Origin of the sequence: Iamia sp. (assembly GCF_035575815.1) — a bacterium.
In the GTDB taxonomy this organism is placed as follows: domain Bacteria; phylum Actinomycetota; class Acidimicrobiia; order Acidimicrobiales; family Iamiaceae; genus Iamia.
In genome coordinates, this window is the sequence record NZ_DATLXO010000105.1 from 59,658 (window position 1) to 74,686 (window position 15,029).

Here is a 15,029-nt window from a genome sequence, read left to right on the forward strand (position 1 = left end):
GTCGAAGCCGGCTCCAGGCGTGGTCAGCCCGGTGGTTCGGCCCCCACGACCTCGGCCTCCACCGCCGCGACCACCGCCTCGGCGAGGGCCGCGGCACCGTCGCGGTCGAGGTGGATGCCGTCGCCCTGGCGGAGCGACCGGCCGTCGGCGGCAGTGGCCTGGTAGTCCTCGCCGTCGGGGCTGAGGACGGGGCGGCTGTCGAGGAAGCGCACCCACGGCCGGCCCTCGGCCTCCGACGCATAGATGTCGTCGAGCACCCCCATCCGCGCGTCGAAGCCGGCGTCGCGCATGTGCGGCTGGCCGACCCAGAGGACGAGGCGCCCGGGGCCCCGGAGCTGATCCATGATCACGCCGACCCGGCGGCGGTACTCCTCCTGCCACTCGGGCGTCGACGGCGCGAAGGCCTTGCCGTCGACCTCCATGCCCTGGGAGTCGTTGGCCCCGAACATCACCACCACCGCCTCGGGGTCGGTCGGCAGGACCTCCTCGGCGAAGTAGCGGGGCCAGTCGAAGAAGTCGGGCCGGGTCAGCCCCGAGCTGACCTGCGGGTGGGTCGTCAGGTCGATCTCGGCGCGCCCGGTGACGGCCTCGGTGACCGACTGGGCCAGCTCGATGGTCATCGAGTCGCCGCCGAGCCAGACCCCGAGGGGCTGCTCGGCGCTCGGCGTGCGACGGGCGATGGGCGGAGCCGTGGCCTCCGCCGGCGTCGTGGTCGTGGTCGCGACCACCGCCGGGTCGAAGGCCTCTGCGCCGGGCTCCTCGTCGCAGGACTGGCTCTCCTTGTCCGCGGCCCGCCGGATCACCGCCCTCGCGTCCTTGAGCTGGGTGACCCGACCGATCGCGCAGAACGGCGACACCGCTGCCTTGGCCACGTCCCGCTTCCAGCCGACGGGTTGGCGGGTGGCCAGCTCGGCCATGCCGTCCGCGTTGAGCAGAGCGGCGAGGAGCAGTGCCACCGCGCCGATCACCAGCACCCGCCCGGCCGGGATGGGACGGGCTCCGGCCAGGTCGTGGTAGCGCAGCGAGCGAGGCTCGGAGCGTGGGCGGACGGCCACGCCAGGCGGTGGCCGCCGCTCGTGCTGCTCCCCGTGCGGGTCCGGGTGGGTCACCTGACCTCCACCTCGTACGGTGAGTCGACGACGCCCAGCGTCGCGTACCAACCTCCGGTGGTGCGGGTCAGGGTGATCTCGTCGATCCCCTCTCCGGTGACCTCCGGCTCGTCCTCGCCGGGGACCCACAGGACCATCTCGCTACGGCGGGCCAGGTCGTCATCGAGGGCGCCGGTGAGGCGGAGCTCGCCGCTCTCGGGGTCCGACCGGAGCTCGGTGAGGCGTCCCGGCGCGGCCCGGGGGTAGGCCCGACCGGCGACGCGGAGAAGCGGAACGTTGGGCCCGGCGTCGACGTCGGCGGGACAGGCCACGTCGTTGAGCTGGATCTGGTCCTCGGTCGGGCGGCGACCGGGCACCCCGATGCTGTGGGGGTCGCCGCACCACTGGCGCCACTGCCACTGGGCACCACCGGCGAGGTGCTCGTCTTGGGCCGCCGCGATCCGGCGCAGCACGTCGAGGGCCTCGTCGTCGGTGGAGAACACCCCGTACTCTCCGACCCAGAGCGGCCAGCCCCGGTCCTGAGCGGTCTGGGCCGAGACGTCGAAGGTCTGCTCGACGGTCAGGATCTCGGGGCCGATGACCTCGGCGTAGATGTGCGGGGCGAAGGCGATCTGGTCGTCGGTGGTGAACCCGTTCGACGGCATGGTGCCCGGCAGCGGGAAGCCGACGATCGGCTCGATGAAGACGATGTGGGGGAAGCCCCCGGCCCGGGTCTCGCCGCCGCGGACCCGGGAGAGCACCGAACCCATGAGGTCGGTGTAGAGCCACTCGGAGGCGGGTGCGTCGAACACCAGGTTCGGCTCGTTGAACAGGTCGAAGCCGGCGACGGCGGGGTCATCGGCGAAGGCGGCGGCCAGGCGCCCCCACGTCGCGGCGAAGGCGTCACCGATGCCGTCGCGGTTCTCGTAGAAGGAGGTGAAGGCGGCCTTGACCGCAGGCGCGCCCTCCCGGCTCCCCAACGGTCGACAGGTGTCGGCCCCGTCGGTGAGCGTCGCCCACAGGGGCGCGCCGTCCCACCCGATGGCCGGCTCGGTGCCCTGGTCGCACTGCCCGTCGGATGGCGACGCGACGAAGCGGCCCCATGCGTCTTGGTGCATGTCGATCACGGTGTAGATGCGCCGCTCGGCGGCGGCGGCCACGGCCTGCTCGATGCGGGCGACGTAGTGCGGGTCGATCCGGCCCCGCTGGGGCTCGAGGGCCGACCACGACACGATGAGGCGCACGACGTTGAATCCGTTGGCCGCCATCTGGTCCCAGTCGGCGTCGGTCGGCGGCCGGGTGGGCGCGAAGGCGGGGTCGGCCTGGTGGTAGTCGCCCAGGGAGCTGAGGTTGGCACCGCGCAGGAGCACCTCGCGGCCCTCGTCGTCGACGACGAGGGCCCGGCCACCCGTGCGTGCCACCCGCAGCCGCCCCAGGGCGGGCAGGGCATCGGCCGGCGCGGTGACCTCGTCGCCGTCGACGGTGACCTGCTCCGAGGGTCCATCGGGGCCCGCGGTGCTCGGCCCAGCAGGGCCGTCGTCGTCAGCGCCGGAGCCCGAGCAGGCGCCCAGGAGCAGGAGCGCGATGCAGACCGCTCCCAGCACCCGTCGTCGCATGGTGTCAACCTAGTGATCGCCCGCACGAGCGACGGGGCACCCGCCGCGTCGGGGTTCAGTCGCCCGCGGCTCGATCCAGCGTGTCCTTGACCGTCATGTGCGGGATGCCCGTGGCCTCGGCCAGTGCCCGCAACGACGCGCCCGCGTCGTGAGCGAAGCGCAGCGCGGCGATGAGCTCGGCCTCGGCCTCGGCCCGCTTCGTCGCGGCCCGCTTCGCCAGGCCCAGCGCCTGGCGCTGGCGCTTCTCCGTGTTGATGTCAGTGTTCATCGCTTGCTCCTCACTCGTCTCTGTGGAGGCGCTCGACCAGCATCAGCGCCGTGTCCCACGCCTGGGCGGTCCAGGTGTCGGGGGCGACCATGTCACCCTCGATGATGTCGATGGCGTCGAGGAGCAGGAACACCAGATCCCGGATCTCGTCGCTGGACAGGTACGCCTCGTCCACAAGCCCATCAGCGTACGGAACCCGTACATTGATGGCAAGGGGCTGGCTCCGGGGTCAGAACTGGAAGTAGATGAACGGGGGGACGCCCTCGGGTCCGAGGGCGTCGATGAGCAGGAGGCCGACGGCGAGGGCGACGGCCTGGAGGGCCGGCACCGAGCGGGAGAACGCGGCCTGGGCGCGCTTGACCACGTCGATCGGCACGAACTGCGAGGCGATCATGGCCGCGATCACGAACACCAGCATCGGGGTGACGGCGTCGCCGATGCCGGGCGCGGCAACGAGGCGCCAGAGGAGGCTGAAGGCATTGCCGAACGACTCGGCCCGGAAGAACACCCAGCCCAGGCACACGATGTGGAAGGTCACGATCCAGCGGATCACCGGCGACCAGCGCCCCGGCACCTTCCCGGCCGCCTCGCGGGCGGCGAGCACCCGCCGCTCCCCGGCCAGGGCCACGCCGTGGATCCCTCCCCAGGCGAGGAAGGTCCAGGCCGCGCCGTGCCAGAACCCGCCGATGAGCATGGTGAGGAACAGGTTGAGGTCGCGTCGGTTGCGGCCGCCCGTGTTCCCGCCGAGGGGGATGTAGAGGTAGTCACGGAGCCAGAACGACAGCGTCATGTGCCAGCGGCGCCAGAAGCCCTGCATCGACGTGGCCGTGTAGGGCGCGTCGAAGTTCTGCGGGAACCGGAGCCCCAGCAGCAGGGCGCAGCCGATGGCGATGTCGGTGTAGCCGCTGAAGTCGGCGTAGATCTGTATGGCGTACGCGTAGATCGCGAAGAGGATCTCGAAGGACCGGTAGCTCTCGGGCACCGCGAAGACGTCGTCGACGATGGCGGCCGAGACGAAGCTGGAGATCACCACCTTCTTGAACAGTCCGGCCATGATCAGCCGGAAGGCCAGGGCGGAGTTGACCTTGCGGGGATCCGCCCTCCCCGTCAGCTGGGGCAGCAGCTCCCGGGCCCGCACGATCGGCCCGGCGACGAGGTGGGGGAAGAACGAGAGGTAGACGGCGAAGTCGAGCAGCGACGACGGCTCGGCATCGCCGCGGTAGGTGTCGATCACGTAGCTGAGGGCCTGGAACGTGAAGAACGAGACGGCCACCGGCAGGATGATCTGGAGCGGCACCCACCCGGTGTCGATGCCGACGGTCTCGAGCACGCCGCTGACCGACTCGATGAAGAAGTCGGTGTACTTGAAGTAGCCGAGGCCGGCCAGGTTGGCGACCACGGCGACGCCGAGGAGCACCCGCCGCTGGCCCTCTTCCCGGCACCGGTGGATGGCCACCGCCATGGCCTGGTTGACGAGGATCGACGCCGCCAGCAGCAAGCAGTAGACGGGTTCGAAGGCCCCGTAGAACACGAAGCTGGCGACGAGGAGGAAGACCCGCCACGCGAGGAGGTGGGGCCGCAGCAGCCAGCTGAGCACGAACACGCCCGAGAAGAAGACGGCGTACTCGAAGGTGGGGAACAGCAACGCCGTGCTCCGAAGGCGGGATGGGTCCTCGCCATCGTGGCAGCCCTTCGCCGGCGCCGGTGCCATGGTCCCGGCGTGGTGTGGCACCGTAGGGGCCGTGGACACGGCCGTTGTTGTCATCGTGATCGTGCTGCTCGTGGCCGTCGTCGCCGCGGTGGCGTTCGTCGTCGCGGCCCGGGTGTCGGCCGGGCAAAAGCGCGCCGAGCGCGAGCGCCAGCGCCAGGAGACGGCGATGGTCATGACCCCCGACGGACGGGTCAGCCCCACCGCCATCAAGGTCGGCGACGTGCTGGCCATCGAGGGGACCGACCACCTCGTCGTGGGCTCGGTCCGCTACGAGGAGGACGGCTTCACCTGGATGGAGCACCTGCTGGAGGACACCAGTCGCACGTGGCTCAGCGTGGAGGACGACGAGGGCGTGCTCGAGACGGTGCTGTGGCGGCAGATCAAGGGCACCGGACTCGAGCCCACCGATCAGCAGGTCACCCACGACGGCGTCACCTACGCGTTCGACGAGCGGGGCCGCGCCGCGTACTCCACCGGTGGCTCAACCGGGCTGCCGGCCCAGGGCCACATGGAGTACGCCGACTACCAGGGCCCCGACGGGAAACGGCTCGGATTCGAGCGCTTCACCTCCGGCAGCTGGGAGGTCGCCGCGGGCGCCGTCGTGCACCCCACCGACCTGACGGTCTGGGCCCGGTCGGCGGACGCCTGACGTGCGCGCCGATCTCGACATCGCCTTCCGCGACGTGGCGGCCGACCAGCTCTGCTTCCGCACCGACGCTCCTCCGCTGCCGGCGCTGGCCGCCCTGCGGGTCGAGACCCTGGGGGGCTGGCTCGAGCTCCACCTGCTCGGCGCCTCGCACCAGGCGATCCTGCGCACCGACGGGGTGACGGTCAACGAGCTCGTCGCCTGCGGCATGGGCACACCCGGGCTGCCGGCGCAGGTCCAGCGGGCCGTCGGGCTCTTGTCGTGCCGCTTCGAGGCCCACATCCGCAGCGGCGGTGCCGCCGAGCACGCGACCCGGCTGCGGACCCGCTTCGGTGACGACCCCGCGGCTCTCGTCGGCGAGTTTCCCGGCTCGCCCGACGCCCTCACGGTGCTCGCCGCCGAGGCCCGCCCCGACCGCTGCCGCTGGCGGACCTGGCACGTGTATCCCCAGAGCGACCAGGTCGCCATCACCACCACCGTGGTCACCCCCGTCAACGCGGTCACCTCCGGGGGGCACCCGTGAGGCGCACCGCCGCGGTCGGCCGCGGTGCGCTCGTCACCCTGCTGGCACTGATCCTCCTGGCCGCGTGCTCGTCAGGCAGCAGCTCGCTGCGCGACTGGGCCGGCGGGGAGTTCTCAGGGAGCGACGGGCGCTACACCACATCCGACTCGCCGAGTGCGGTGGAACAGCAGTTCACCGACTACCGCCGGCCGATCGACCGCTACGACACCGAGGGTCGGATCTTCCTCCAGTACTCCGACGACATCGTGGCCATCCTCCCGGGGACCGGGGACATGACCTCCATCGAGATCGATGGCAGCCGCACCGGACGGCAGAACCACTTCCTCTTCATCGGCAACCGCTGGGGCAACTACCAGAGCTTCTCCGACACCGCCCGAGGGGGCGGGCCCGGCTCGGGGAAGTGATCGGGCCCGAACCCCGCCCACCGCCATCGAATCCTCCCTCCACCTCATCACCACCACCGCGACGAAAGCAGGGCCCATGTCCGACGTGCTCAACGACATCCTCGATGCGCTGGCCTACGGCGTCATCGGCATCGCCGTGCTCAGCCTCGGGTACTTCGCCGTCGACCTGCTGACCCCGGGCAAGCTGGGAGACCTCATCTGGGCGAGACGCAACCTCAACGCCGCGATCGTGTTGGCCTCCGGTCTCCTGGCGCTGGGCGCCGTGGTGGCCACCGGCATCTGGAGCGCGGAGGGCAGCCTGGCCAACGGGCTGGCCCGGGCGGGGGGCTACGGGGTCCTGGGCGTGGTCCTGCTCTCGGCCGCGTTCCTGCTGATCGACCTCATCACGCCCGGCAAGCTCGGCGACATCGTCACCGAGGACCGCTTCCACCCGGCCTCGCTGGTCACCGCGTCGAGCCACCTCGCGGTCGGCGCCGTGGTGGCCGCCTCGATCACCTGAGCTCGGTGCGCCGGCCGCCACTCCCCACCTGGTCGCCGCCTTCGTGACTGATCCCGGCGACGGTCCCGACCCGCCGATCGTCGCGTCGGCGGGGGTTCCCATGGCGGCGACGACCGACGACGACGACGGCACCACCACCGGGGATGGTGCAACGGCTGCGTTCCTCCCCGTCGGACGGCGGTTGTCGCGCGGCATCGTGTTGGCGGCGGTCTTCGTCTGCGCCGCCAGCGGGCTGGTGTACGAGCTGGCCCTCGTCGCCCTCGGCAGCTATCTGATCGGCAACAGCGTCCAGCAGGCATCGATCGTCATCTCGGTGTTCGTGTTCGCCATGGGCATCGGGTCGCTGTCGGCCAAGCGCCTGGTGCGGTGGCCGGTGGTGTCGTTCGCGGTGATCGAGCTCGCCCTGGCGCTGCTGGGGGGCCTGTCGGTCATGGCCCTCTACGCCGCCTTCGCCTGGCTCGACCTGTACCAGCCCGTGCTCGTGGTGGTGGCGACCGCCATCGGCATGCTCATCGGAGCCGAGATACCGGTCCTCATGGCCATGGTGCAGAGGATCCGCGCCCAGGCTGCAGCCGACGCCGCCGCTGACCTGTTCGCCGTCGACTACATCGGCGCCCTGGTGGGGGGCCTGGCGTTCCCGTTCCTGCTGCTGCCGGTCTTCGGCCAGATCCAGGGGGCGATGGTGGCCGGTGCGGTGAACGCGTTGGCCGCCGCGGTGGTGTGCCTGTGGCTGTTCCGGGGCGAGCTGTCGCGCCGGGGGCTGGGCGCCCTCGCCGTCGCCTTCGCCACCGTCGTCGGTGGGCTGGGGTACGCGGCGGTGCGGGCCGACCAGTTCGAGGCGTCGGCTCGCCAGGCCCTCTACGACGATCCCATCGTCTACGCCGAGCAGAGCCGCTACCAGGACATCGTCCTCACCGACCGGGGCACGATCCTCGGTGGCCGCAGCGACGTGCGCCTGTTCCTCAACGGCGACCTGCAGTTCTCGAGCATTGACGAGTACCGCTACCACGAGGCGCTGGTGCACCCGGCGATGAGCGGGCCTCACGAGCGCGTGCTGGTGCTGGGCGGCGGTGACGGCCTGGCACTCCGCGAGGTGCTGCGCTACGACGACGTCGAGGAGGTGATCGAGGTCGAGCTCGATCCTGCGGTCATCGACCTGGCCCGAACCGACACGCGCGTGTCGGACCTGAACGAGGGATCGCTCGACGACCCACGCGTGCAGATCGTGAACGAAGACGCCTTCGGTTGGCTGCGCGACCATGCCGCTGGTGACTTCGACGTGGTGATCGTCGACATGCCCGACCCTGACGACGCCGCCACCGCCAAGCTCTACTCGGTGGAGTTCTACGGGCTGGCGTCGCAGGCCCTGGCCGAGGGTGGGCGCATGGCGGTCCAGGGCGGATCTCCGTACTTCGCCCAGGACGCTTACTGGTCGATCGACGCGTCGCTGGCCGAGGCCGACCTGGAGACGGTGCCCTACCACGTCGACGTGCCCAGCTTCGGTGACTGGGGCTTCTTCCTCACCGGGTGGGAGCGGCCGGCGATGGGCGTCGACCCGGCCGTGGCCCCCGACCTCCGCTTCGTCGACGAGGCCCTGCTGACCGCGGCCCAGGTGTTCCCCCGCGACCGCGGTCGGGTCGACGTCGGGCCCTCGACGTTGATGCGCCCCACCATCATCGAACACGAGCGTCGCGGCTGGAAGGACTACTGATCGTGCCGGCGCACGTCGGTCGGGCCGTCGGTCGGATGGCTGGCGGCGTGCCTCACAGCCGGTAGGTTGCTGTGCCGCACCCGGCGAGACGATGGGAGCCCACGTCATGGCGATCAGGGACAAGATCCGCGACAAGGCGCAGTCCCAGCTGCGCCCCGGCGAGCAGATCCAGGAGGTCTTCGCCGCCCAGACCGCGAGTCAGTACCTGGCCCTGCTGGGCTGGATCGTCTTCCTCATCGTGAACAACTACCGGTCGATCGTGGTCACCGACCAGCGCATCGTCGTGTTCGACTCCGGCAAGTGGGCGCAGGGCAGTCCCAAGGAGATCGTCCGGGAGCTCCCCCGCGGCACCCGCGTCGGCCCTGCCCAGGGCCTCTGGTACGCGACCGGCGCGCTGGGCGAGGACCTGCGCATCCACAAGCGGTTCCACAAGGACATCGAAGCCGCCGACGCCCAGGCGTCGGGCGCCCCCGCGGCCTGACCGGACCCACGGCGCGGCGCCGCTCTCGTCGCCGGAACGAGCGCCAGTGTTCACGGGACCGAAACCCATCGGGCGGCGGTGTGGTCCATTGTTCCTCAACCGACGGTGGCCCTCCCGTCACTGACCCTGTCGAGGAGGATGCGTGGATGCCGTCGTCTGGGAGGCCAGTGGATCGCCGTGGCGGGGCTCGGGGTGGGGGGCGCCGATCGTCACTCGCCTGCGGGCCACAGGGTGGCGCACCCGAGTCGTCCCGTGGGGTGACCCGGGCATCGCCCACCGGGGCCGACACGGCGTGTTGCACGTCTTCAGCGGGGGCGGCGAACCCGTGGGCTCCGCCTCCCCCGAGGCCCTCGACCGCCTCGGCGCCGTCGAGGCCGCGGTGCTCGCCGCGGCCGAGGACCAGGCCTCGGTGCTGGGGATCTGCCTGGGGGCGCAGATGATCGCGGCGGCGGTCTCGGGCGCTCTCCCTGTCGCCGCCGGGGCCGGAGGCGAGGCCGGGGTGACCACGGTGCGCTCGGTGTGCCCGGGAGTGGGTGACCTCGTCGTGGCCACCGCCCACGTGGAGGAGGTGCCGCGCCGCTTCCTGGGCGGCGACGGCGTCACGCACCTGTGGGCCAACGACGCCACGGCGGTGCAGGGCTTCCGCCTCGGCCAGCGCACCGTCGGGGTCCAGTTCCACCCCGAGCTCTCCGGGGTCGAGGTCGGCCGTGCCGGGCGCGGCTTCCGCCGCACCTTCGGGGCCCGGCCGGTGTGGGGAGAGAGCGACGCGGTCGACCCGATCGTCAACCTCGGCACCGTCCTGGCCCTCACCGGAGCCGACCACCTCACCGTCACCCCCCGGGCGCCCGCCACCCCCGAGCCGGCCTGATGCTGCGATCCTTGACCAACGGGGAGTGCTCCGGCCGCCTCGCTCGCTTGACGCCCGACCCCGGGCGCGCTGGGGTTGCGGCGTGCTCACCCTGCCCCAGCTCGAGCGACACCTCTTCGCGGCCGCCGACATCCTGCGCGGGAAGATGGACGCCTCGGAGTTCAAGGAGTACATCTTCGGCGTCCTGTTCCTGAAGCGGGCCTCGGACCAGTTCGCGGTCGAGCGCGAGAATCTTCGCGACCAGCTCGTCGGCCAGGGACGCTCCACCGTCGAGGTCGCCGAGCGGCTCGACGACCCGGACTTCTACGAGGACGCCTTCTTCGTCCCGCCCCCGGCCCAGTGGGACGCCATCTTCGGTGACCTCCACCACAACGTCGGCGACGGCCTCAACAAGGCGCTCGCCGCCCTGGAGGACGCCAACCCCGCCCTCGAGGGCGTGGTCGGCCACATCGACTTCAACCGCCGCGTCGGCCAGTCGACGATCAGCGACAAGAAGTGGCGAGACCTGCTCGACCACTTCAACGCCCATCGCCTCCGCAACGAGGACTTCGAGTTCCCCGACCTGCTCGGCGCCGCCTATGAGTACCTGATCCGCGACTTCGCCGACTCGGCCGGCAAGAAGGGCGGCGAGTTCTACACGCCCCGCTCGGTGGTGCGGATGATGGTGCGCCTCGTCGACCCGCAGCAGGGCATGAAGGTGTACGACCCGTGCTCGGGGTCGGGCGGCATGCTCATCTACGCCCGGGCCCACGTCGAGGAGGCCGGTGGCGACGCGAACGACCTGGTGCTGGCCGGCCAGGAGTCGAACGGCACCACCTGGTCGATCTCCAAGATGAACATGATCCTCCACGGGATCCGCGATGCCGACCTGCGCAACGACGACACGCTCCAGGCCCCGCAGCACACCTCCGGCGGAGAGCTGGAGAAGTTCGACCGGGTCGTCACCAACCCGCCCTTCTCGCAGAGCTACAGCCGGGACCTCCCGTTCCCCGAGCGGTTCCGGTTCGGGTTCACCCCGGAGTCGGGCAAGAAGGCCGACCTCATGTTCCTCCAGCACATGCTGGCGGTGCTGCGGCCGGGAGGTGTCGTGGCCACCGTCATGCCCCACGGCGTGCTGTTCCGGGGCGGGGCCGAGGGGGAGATCCGGCGCCGCATCATTGAGGCCGACCTGCTCGACACCGTCATCGGCGTGGGGCCCAACCTCTTTTACGGCACCGGCATCCCCGCCGCGATCCTGATCCTGCGCGCTCCCGGGGCCAAGCCGCCCGAGCGCCGGGGCAAGGTGCTCTTCGTCAACGCCGATGCCGAGTACGAGGCGGGCCGAGCCCAGAACTTCCTCCGGCCCGAGCACGAGGAGCGCATCGTCTCCACCGTCGCCGCCTTCGCCGACGTCGAGGGCTTCGCCCGCGTGGTCACCGTCGACGAGCTGGCCGAGAACGACTTCAACGCCAACATCCGCCGCTACGCCGACAACGCCCCGCCGCCCGAACCTCACGACGTCCGGGCACACCTCCACGGCGGCGTGCCCCGAGCCGAGGTGGCCGCGCACGCTCCGGCGTTCGCGGCCCACGGCATCAACGTCACCGAGCTGTTCGTCGACCGGGACGAGGACTACTGGGACTTCGCGCCCCTCGACCGCTCCATCGCGGATGAGATCGCCGGCCGCGCGGCCGGGCGAGAGGCCGAGGTCCGGGCCGAGGTCGACGGCTGCTGGGCGCACGTCGCCGACCGACTGGTGGCCGTCGCCGGCGACGAGCACCTCGTGGGCCTGCGGGCCGAGCTGGTCGGGCTGGTGGCCGAACGGCTGGCGGCGGTCGGGCCGTTCGACCGGTACCAGGCGGCCGGGCTGATGGCCCGCTGGTGGGACGAGTGCACCTTCGACCTCCAGACCCTCGACGTCCGTGGCTTCGGCGGCGTCGTCGGCGCCTGGCTCACCACCGCCGCCAACCGGGCCGAGCAGGGCGGCCGCCTGGCCGACGAGCCGGTGATCGCAGCCCTGGTGCCCGAGCTGCTGGCCCAGCGCGAGGCTCTGGCCGTCGAGCACGCCGAGGTCGACGCCCGCATCAAGGCCGCACCCGCGACGCCGGCCGAGGACGATGAGGAGGCCGAGGTCGGCGAGCACGAGGATGACTGGCTGACCGATGCGGAGCTGAAGGCGCTTGCGAAGGCCCGGACCAACCTCAGGAGCGGCCTCAAGGCCCTCGACACCTCACTGCTCCAGGCTGCATCGAGGGCGAGGGTCCTCCTGGCCGGGGACGGCGCCCGAGACGTGGTGCTCGGCATCCTCCGGACCCGCCTCACCGACTCGATCGACCGCCGCCTCGCCGCCCACCGCCAGGTGCTTGTGGCCCGGTACCAGACCTGGCACGACAAGTACGCCGTGACCTTGCGCGACCTCGAAGCCGATCGCGACCAAGCATCCGCCAAGCTCGACCAGTTCCTCAAGGAGCTCGGCTATGAGTGAGAGGACGTCGCTTGGCACGGCGAAGCTGAGCGACTTCGCTGACGTGAATCCGGAAAACCTCGGCGCGGCGACGCGCCCTGACTTCGCCTTCCGATACGTCGATCTGTCGTCCGTATCAGGCGGGCGGATCCAGCACGGGCCGACATCGGCGTGCTCCTTCGGCTCGGCGCCCAGTCGCGCCAGGCGACGATTGCGCCCGGGAGACGTGCTGTTCGGCACCGTACGTCCAGCGCAACGGTCTCATGCGCTCTTCGACGGAGACGGCACAACGGTCGCGTCGACAGGTTTCGCCGTTCTCCGTGCACGACCGGGCGATGGCGTATCGAGCTTTCTGCGCCATTTCGTGTTGAGCGATGATGCGGCGCGCCAGGCTCATCGGTCGGAGGTCGGGTCGGGGTACCCAGCCGTCAACGAAGTCGATGTCAGCGCCCTCGCCCTTCCCCAATTCGGTGTTGAGGAGCAGCGGCGGATCGCTGAGGTCCTCGACACCGTCGATGAGGCGATCCGAGCGGTCGAACGTATCGTCACGATGCTTGGGTCCGTGCGACACGGCCTCCTGCTCGCGCTCATGAGGCCGGAAGCCAGCTGGAGACGAGGCACGCTAGGCGACCGGCTGCTTCGCATCGAGTCCGGCAAGAGTCCACCGACCACTGACCGCAGACCGGCGGCTGGTGAGTGGGGGGTCCTCAAGGTCAGCTCAGTCGCCGGCGGTGGGTTCCGGCCCGAGGAGGCCAAGGCGATTGTCCCGGCGCAGCGCCGCCCGCAGGACGTCGTCAGGCTGGGCGATCTCCTCATGACTCGCGCCAACACGGCCCAGTTCGTCGGGCTCGCCTGTCGAGTCGATCGCCTCCCGGGGCCACTTCAGCTCTCGGACAAGACGCTTCGACTAGTCCCAAGGCCGGACGTGGTCCCCCAGTTTCTTCTCCATGCCCTCCAGACACCGTGGTGTCGACGGGTGGTGCAGGCGCTAGGAACGGGCACGAGTGCTGGAATGAAGAACATCAGCCAGGCAGAGATCCGCTCGATCTCTTTGGCGTTTCCGGACCGGGCGGAACAGCAGCGTACGGTCGAGGTTCTCGACGGCGCTGACGCCCGGATCCATGCCGAAGAAGCCGGGGTGCGATCGCTTCACGATCTCCGAGCCGGGCTCGCGGACGATCTGCTCACGGGGCGGGTGCGGACGGTGCCGGGGTGAACGCCAGTGAGCTGGCGGCGTACGGGCCGTTGCTGGCCGAGGTACGGGCCCGGATCACCTCGGCCCGGTCGCGGGCAGCGCTGGCCGTCAGCGGCGAGATGCTCCACCTCTACTGGGACATCGGGCGGATGGTCGATGCCAGCCAGCAGGAGGAGGGGTGGGGCGCAGCCGTCATCCCGCGGCTCGCGGCCGACATCCAGAACGACCTTCCCGACATCCGAGGATTCTCGGCCCGCAACCTCGACCGCATGGTGGCCTTCTACCGGGCCTACTCGCGCGCTGCCGAGATTTCGCCACAAGCTGTGGCACAAATGGCCGACCCATCCGCTGACGACCCGGACCCGGCGCTGCTCACCCTGCCCTGGGGGCACCACGCTGTCATCCTCACCAAGCTGAAGGACCCGGACACCCGGCTCTGGTACGTGGGGCGGGCTGTCGACCAGGGGTGGAGCCGGTCCGAGCTGACCCGGGCCATCCAGCGGGAGGAGCACGGCCGGGTCGGGAAGGCGGCCACCAACTTCGACCGGACGCTGCCGGCCGACCAGGCCGCAGCCGCCGTCGAGACGTTCAAGGACCCGTACCTCTTCGACTTCCTCACCCTGGGCGAGCCGTTCCGCAAGGCCGAGCTCGAAGCGCGCCTGGTCGCCCACGTCGAGCGCTTCCTGGTGGAGATGGGCCAGGGCTTCGCCTTCGTCGGGCGTCAGGTCGAGGTCACCGTCGGCGACGACGACTTCCGCATCGACCTGCTCTTCTTCCACCTGCGCCCCAGACGACACGGGCTCTCTGAGGGCGGAGCCTGCGGAGCCGTCAGCGCTCATTGGTGCCCGGAGACGAGCGCCCAGTCCGATGGGATCCACGGCGACATGGCGCACCAATGAGCGATCCCGAGTGGACACACGTCGAGGGTCCGCTGATCGACCAGCTCGTGGGCCTGGGCTGGGCCCACGTCGCAGGGAGCACCACCGATCCGTCCGCCAGCGGCAGGACGTCGTTCCGGCAGGTGCTGCTGGAGGATCGGCCGCGCGACGCGCTGGTCCGGATCAACCCCGACGGCGCCGGTGGGCCCTGGCTCGACGAGGTGCGGCTGGCCCAGGCGGTCTCCGCCCTCGGCAAGGTCGGCGCCACCTCCAAGCTCGTCGAGGCGAACCAGGCGGCGACGGACCTCCTCCTGCACGGCACGACCGTCGCCGGGCGCGAGGGCTGGGACGGCGGCCGCGATCGCACCATCGGCTACGTCGACTGGGACCATCCCGAGCGCAACGACTTCACCGTCGTCAACCAGCTCCGGGTCGACGAGACGAGCGGGCAGGCCAGGCAGTACTGCATTCCGGACCTGGTGCTCTTCGTCAACGGCATCCCGCTGGTGGTCGTCGAGGCCAAGGCCCCCGGCCCGGAGGGAGCGGTGGCCGAGGCGATCCGCCAGCTCCGGCGCTACGCCAACCAGCGCGACGAGGTCGAGGCCGAGGAGGGGGTCGAACCGCTCTTCTGGACGAACCAGGTCGTCGTGGCCACCACCGGCCAGGAGGCTCGCCTCGGGTCGTTCACCAGCGGCCCC

At 71.0% G+C, this 15,029-nt stretch carries 16 protein-coding genes; 11 read left to right on the forward strand and 5 right to left on the reverse strand.

The features are described from left to right. Nucleotides 1-23 precede the first annotated feature (23 nt). The 5 genes from VNL12_RS11350 to VNL12_RS11370 are packed head-to-tail and all read right to left on the reverse strand — an operon-like array spanning nucleotide 24 to nucleotide 4,617. On the reverse strand, nucleotides 24-1,109 hold the full coding sequence (locus VNL12_RS11350; protein ID WP_325594597.1) for a DUF459 domain-containing protein: 1,086 nt from the start codon (nucleotides 1,107-1,109) through the stop codon (nucleotides 24-26). Then, nucleotides 1,106-2,704: a glycoside hydrolase family 5 protein gene (locus tag VNL12_RS11355; protein ID WP_325594599.1), complete on the reverse strand. Its 1,599-nt coding sequence runs from the start codon at nucleotides 2,702-2,704 to the stop codon at nucleotides 1,106-1,108. Before VNL12_RS11355 ends, VNL12_RS11350 begins: the two co-directional genes overlap by 4 nt. A gap of 55 nt (nucleotides 2,705-2,759) precedes the next feature. Continuing rightward, the gene (locus VNL12_RS11360) at nucleotides 2,760-2,972 is read right to left on the reverse strand and encodes a hypothetical protein (RefSeq protein WP_325594601.1); all 213 of its coding nucleotides are present in this window, start codon (nucleotides 2,970-2,972) and stop codon (nucleotides 2,760-2,762) included. Between the two features lie 10 nt (nucleotides 2,973-2,982). Continuing rightward, nucleotides 2,983-3,147 (reverse strand): hypothetical protein, encoded by a 165-nt coding sequence (locus VNL12_RS11365; RefSeq protein WP_325594603.1) that lies wholly within the window; start codon nucleotides 3,145-3,147, stop codon nucleotides 2,983-2,985. Between the two features lie 54 nt (nucleotides 3,148-3,201). After that, nucleotides 3,202-4,617: an MBOAT family protein gene (locus VNL12_RS11370; protein ID WP_325594605.1), complete on the reverse strand. Its 1,416-nt coding sequence runs from the start codon at nucleotides 4,615-4,617 to the stop codon at nucleotides 3,202-3,204. A gap of 97 nt (nucleotides 4,618-4,714) precedes the next feature. Between VNL12_RS11370 and VNL12_RS11375 the strand changes: the two genes are divergently transcribed. The 11 genes from VNL12_RS11375 to VNL12_RS11425 all read left to right on the forward strand — a co-directional run. Beyond that, nucleotides 4,715-5,332 carry a DUF4178 domain-containing protein gene (locus VNL12_RS11375; RefSeq protein WP_325594607.1) on the forward strand — a complete coding sequence of 206 codons (618 nt, stop codon included), beginning with the start codon at nucleotides 4,715-4,717 and terminating at the stop codon, nucleotides 5,330-5,332. A gap of 1 nt (nucleotide 5,333) precedes the next feature. After that, nucleotides 5,334-5,852 (forward strand): DUF2617 family protein, encoded by a 519-nt coding sequence (locus tag VNL12_RS11380; RefSeq protein ID WP_325594609.1) that lies wholly within the window; start codon nucleotides 5,334-5,336, stop codon nucleotides 5,850-5,852. Next, nucleotides 5,849-6,256, forward strand: a complete 408-nt coding sequence (locus tag VNL12_RS11385) for a DUF4247 domain-containing protein (RefSeq protein ID WP_325594610.1) — start codon at nucleotides 5,849-5,851, stop codon at nucleotides 6,254-6,256. Before VNL12_RS11380 ends, VNL12_RS11385 begins: the two co-directional genes overlap by 4 nt. A 76-nt stretch (nucleotides 6,257-6,332) precedes the next feature. Continuing rightward, a complete protein-coding gene (locus VNL12_RS11390; protein ID WP_325594612.1) occupies nucleotides 6,333-6,755 on the forward strand; it encodes a DUF350 domain-containing protein in 423 nt (140 codons plus the stop codon). Nucleotides 6,756-6,855: 100 nt separating this feature from the next. Beyond that, nucleotides 6,856-8,466 carry a polyamine aminopropyltransferase gene (locus VNL12_RS11395; RefSeq protein WP_325594614.1) on the forward strand — a complete coding sequence of 537 codons (1,611 nt, stop codon included), beginning with the start codon at nucleotides 6,856-6,858 and terminating at the stop codon, nucleotides 8,464-8,466. A 106-nt stretch (nucleotides 8,467-8,572) separates the two neighbouring features. After that, nucleotides 8,573-8,947, forward strand: a complete 375-nt coding sequence (locus tag VNL12_RS11400; protein WP_325594615.1) for a hypothetical protein — start codon at nucleotides 8,573-8,575, stop codon at nucleotides 8,945-8,947. 142 nt (nucleotides 8,948-9,089) lie between these two features. Continuing rightward, nucleotides 9,090-9,815: a glutamine amidotransferase-related protein gene (locus VNL12_RS11405; protein ID WP_325594617.1), complete on the forward strand. Its 726-nt coding sequence runs from the start codon at nucleotides 9,090-9,092 to the stop codon at nucleotides 9,813-9,815. A gap of 82 nt (nucleotides 9,816-9,897) precedes the next feature. Continuing rightward, a complete protein-coding gene (locus VNL12_RS11410) occupies nucleotides 9,898-12,279 on the forward strand; it encodes an N-6 DNA methylase (RefSeq protein ID WP_325594619.1) in 2,382 nt (793 codons plus the stop codon). Beyond that, on the forward strand, nucleotides 12,272-13,474 hold the full coding sequence (locus VNL12_RS11415) for a hypothetical protein (RefSeq protein ID WP_325594621.1): 1,203 nt from the start codon (nucleotides 12,272-12,274) through the stop codon (nucleotides 13,472-13,474). The genes VNL12_RS11410 and VNL12_RS11415 overlap by 8 nt, the downstream gene beginning before the upstream one ends. Next, nucleotides 13,471-14,352, forward strand: a complete 882-nt coding sequence (locus VNL12_RS11420) for a PDDEXK nuclease domain-containing protein (protein ID WP_325594623.1) — start codon at nucleotides 13,471-13,473, stop codon at nucleotides 14,350-14,352. The genes VNL12_RS11415 and VNL12_RS11420 overlap by 4 nt, the downstream gene beginning before the upstream one ends. Further along, nucleotides 14,349-15,029: type I restriction endonuclease (locus VNL12_RS11425; protein ID WP_325594625.1), on the forward strand; the 681-nt coding region annotated here is incomplete at its 3' end. The genes VNL12_RS11420 and VNL12_RS11425, both read left to right, overlap by 4 nt.

What these genes read in the sequence shown, in the direction of transcription:
- VNL12_RS11355 (WP_325594599.1), bottom strand. Translation starts at nt 2,704, where the DNA reads ATGCGACGACGGGTGCTGGGAGCGGTCTGCATCGCGCTCCTGCTCCTG.
- VNL12_RS11360 (WP_325594601.1), bottom strand. Translation starts at nt 2,972, where the DNA reads ATGAACACTGACATCAACACGGAGAAGCGCCAGCGCCAGGCGCTGGGC.
- VNL12_RS11390 (WP_325594612.1), top strand. Translation starts at nt 6,333, where the DNA reads ATGTCCGACGTGCTCAACGACATCCTCGATGCGCTGGCCTACGGCGTC.
- VNL12_RS11395 (WP_325594614.1), top strand. Translation starts at nt 6,856, where the DNA reads ATGGCGGCGACGACCGACGACGACGACGGCACCACCACCGGGGATGGT.
- VNL12_RS11400 (WP_325594615.1), top strand. Translation starts at nt 8,573, where the DNA reads ATGGCGATCAGGGACAAGATCCGCGACAAGGCGCAGTCCCAGCTGCGC.
- VNL12_RS11415 (WP_325594621.1), top strand. Translation starts at nt 12,272, where the DNA reads ATGAGTGAGAGGACGTCGCTTGGCACGGCGAAGCTGAGCGACTTCGCT.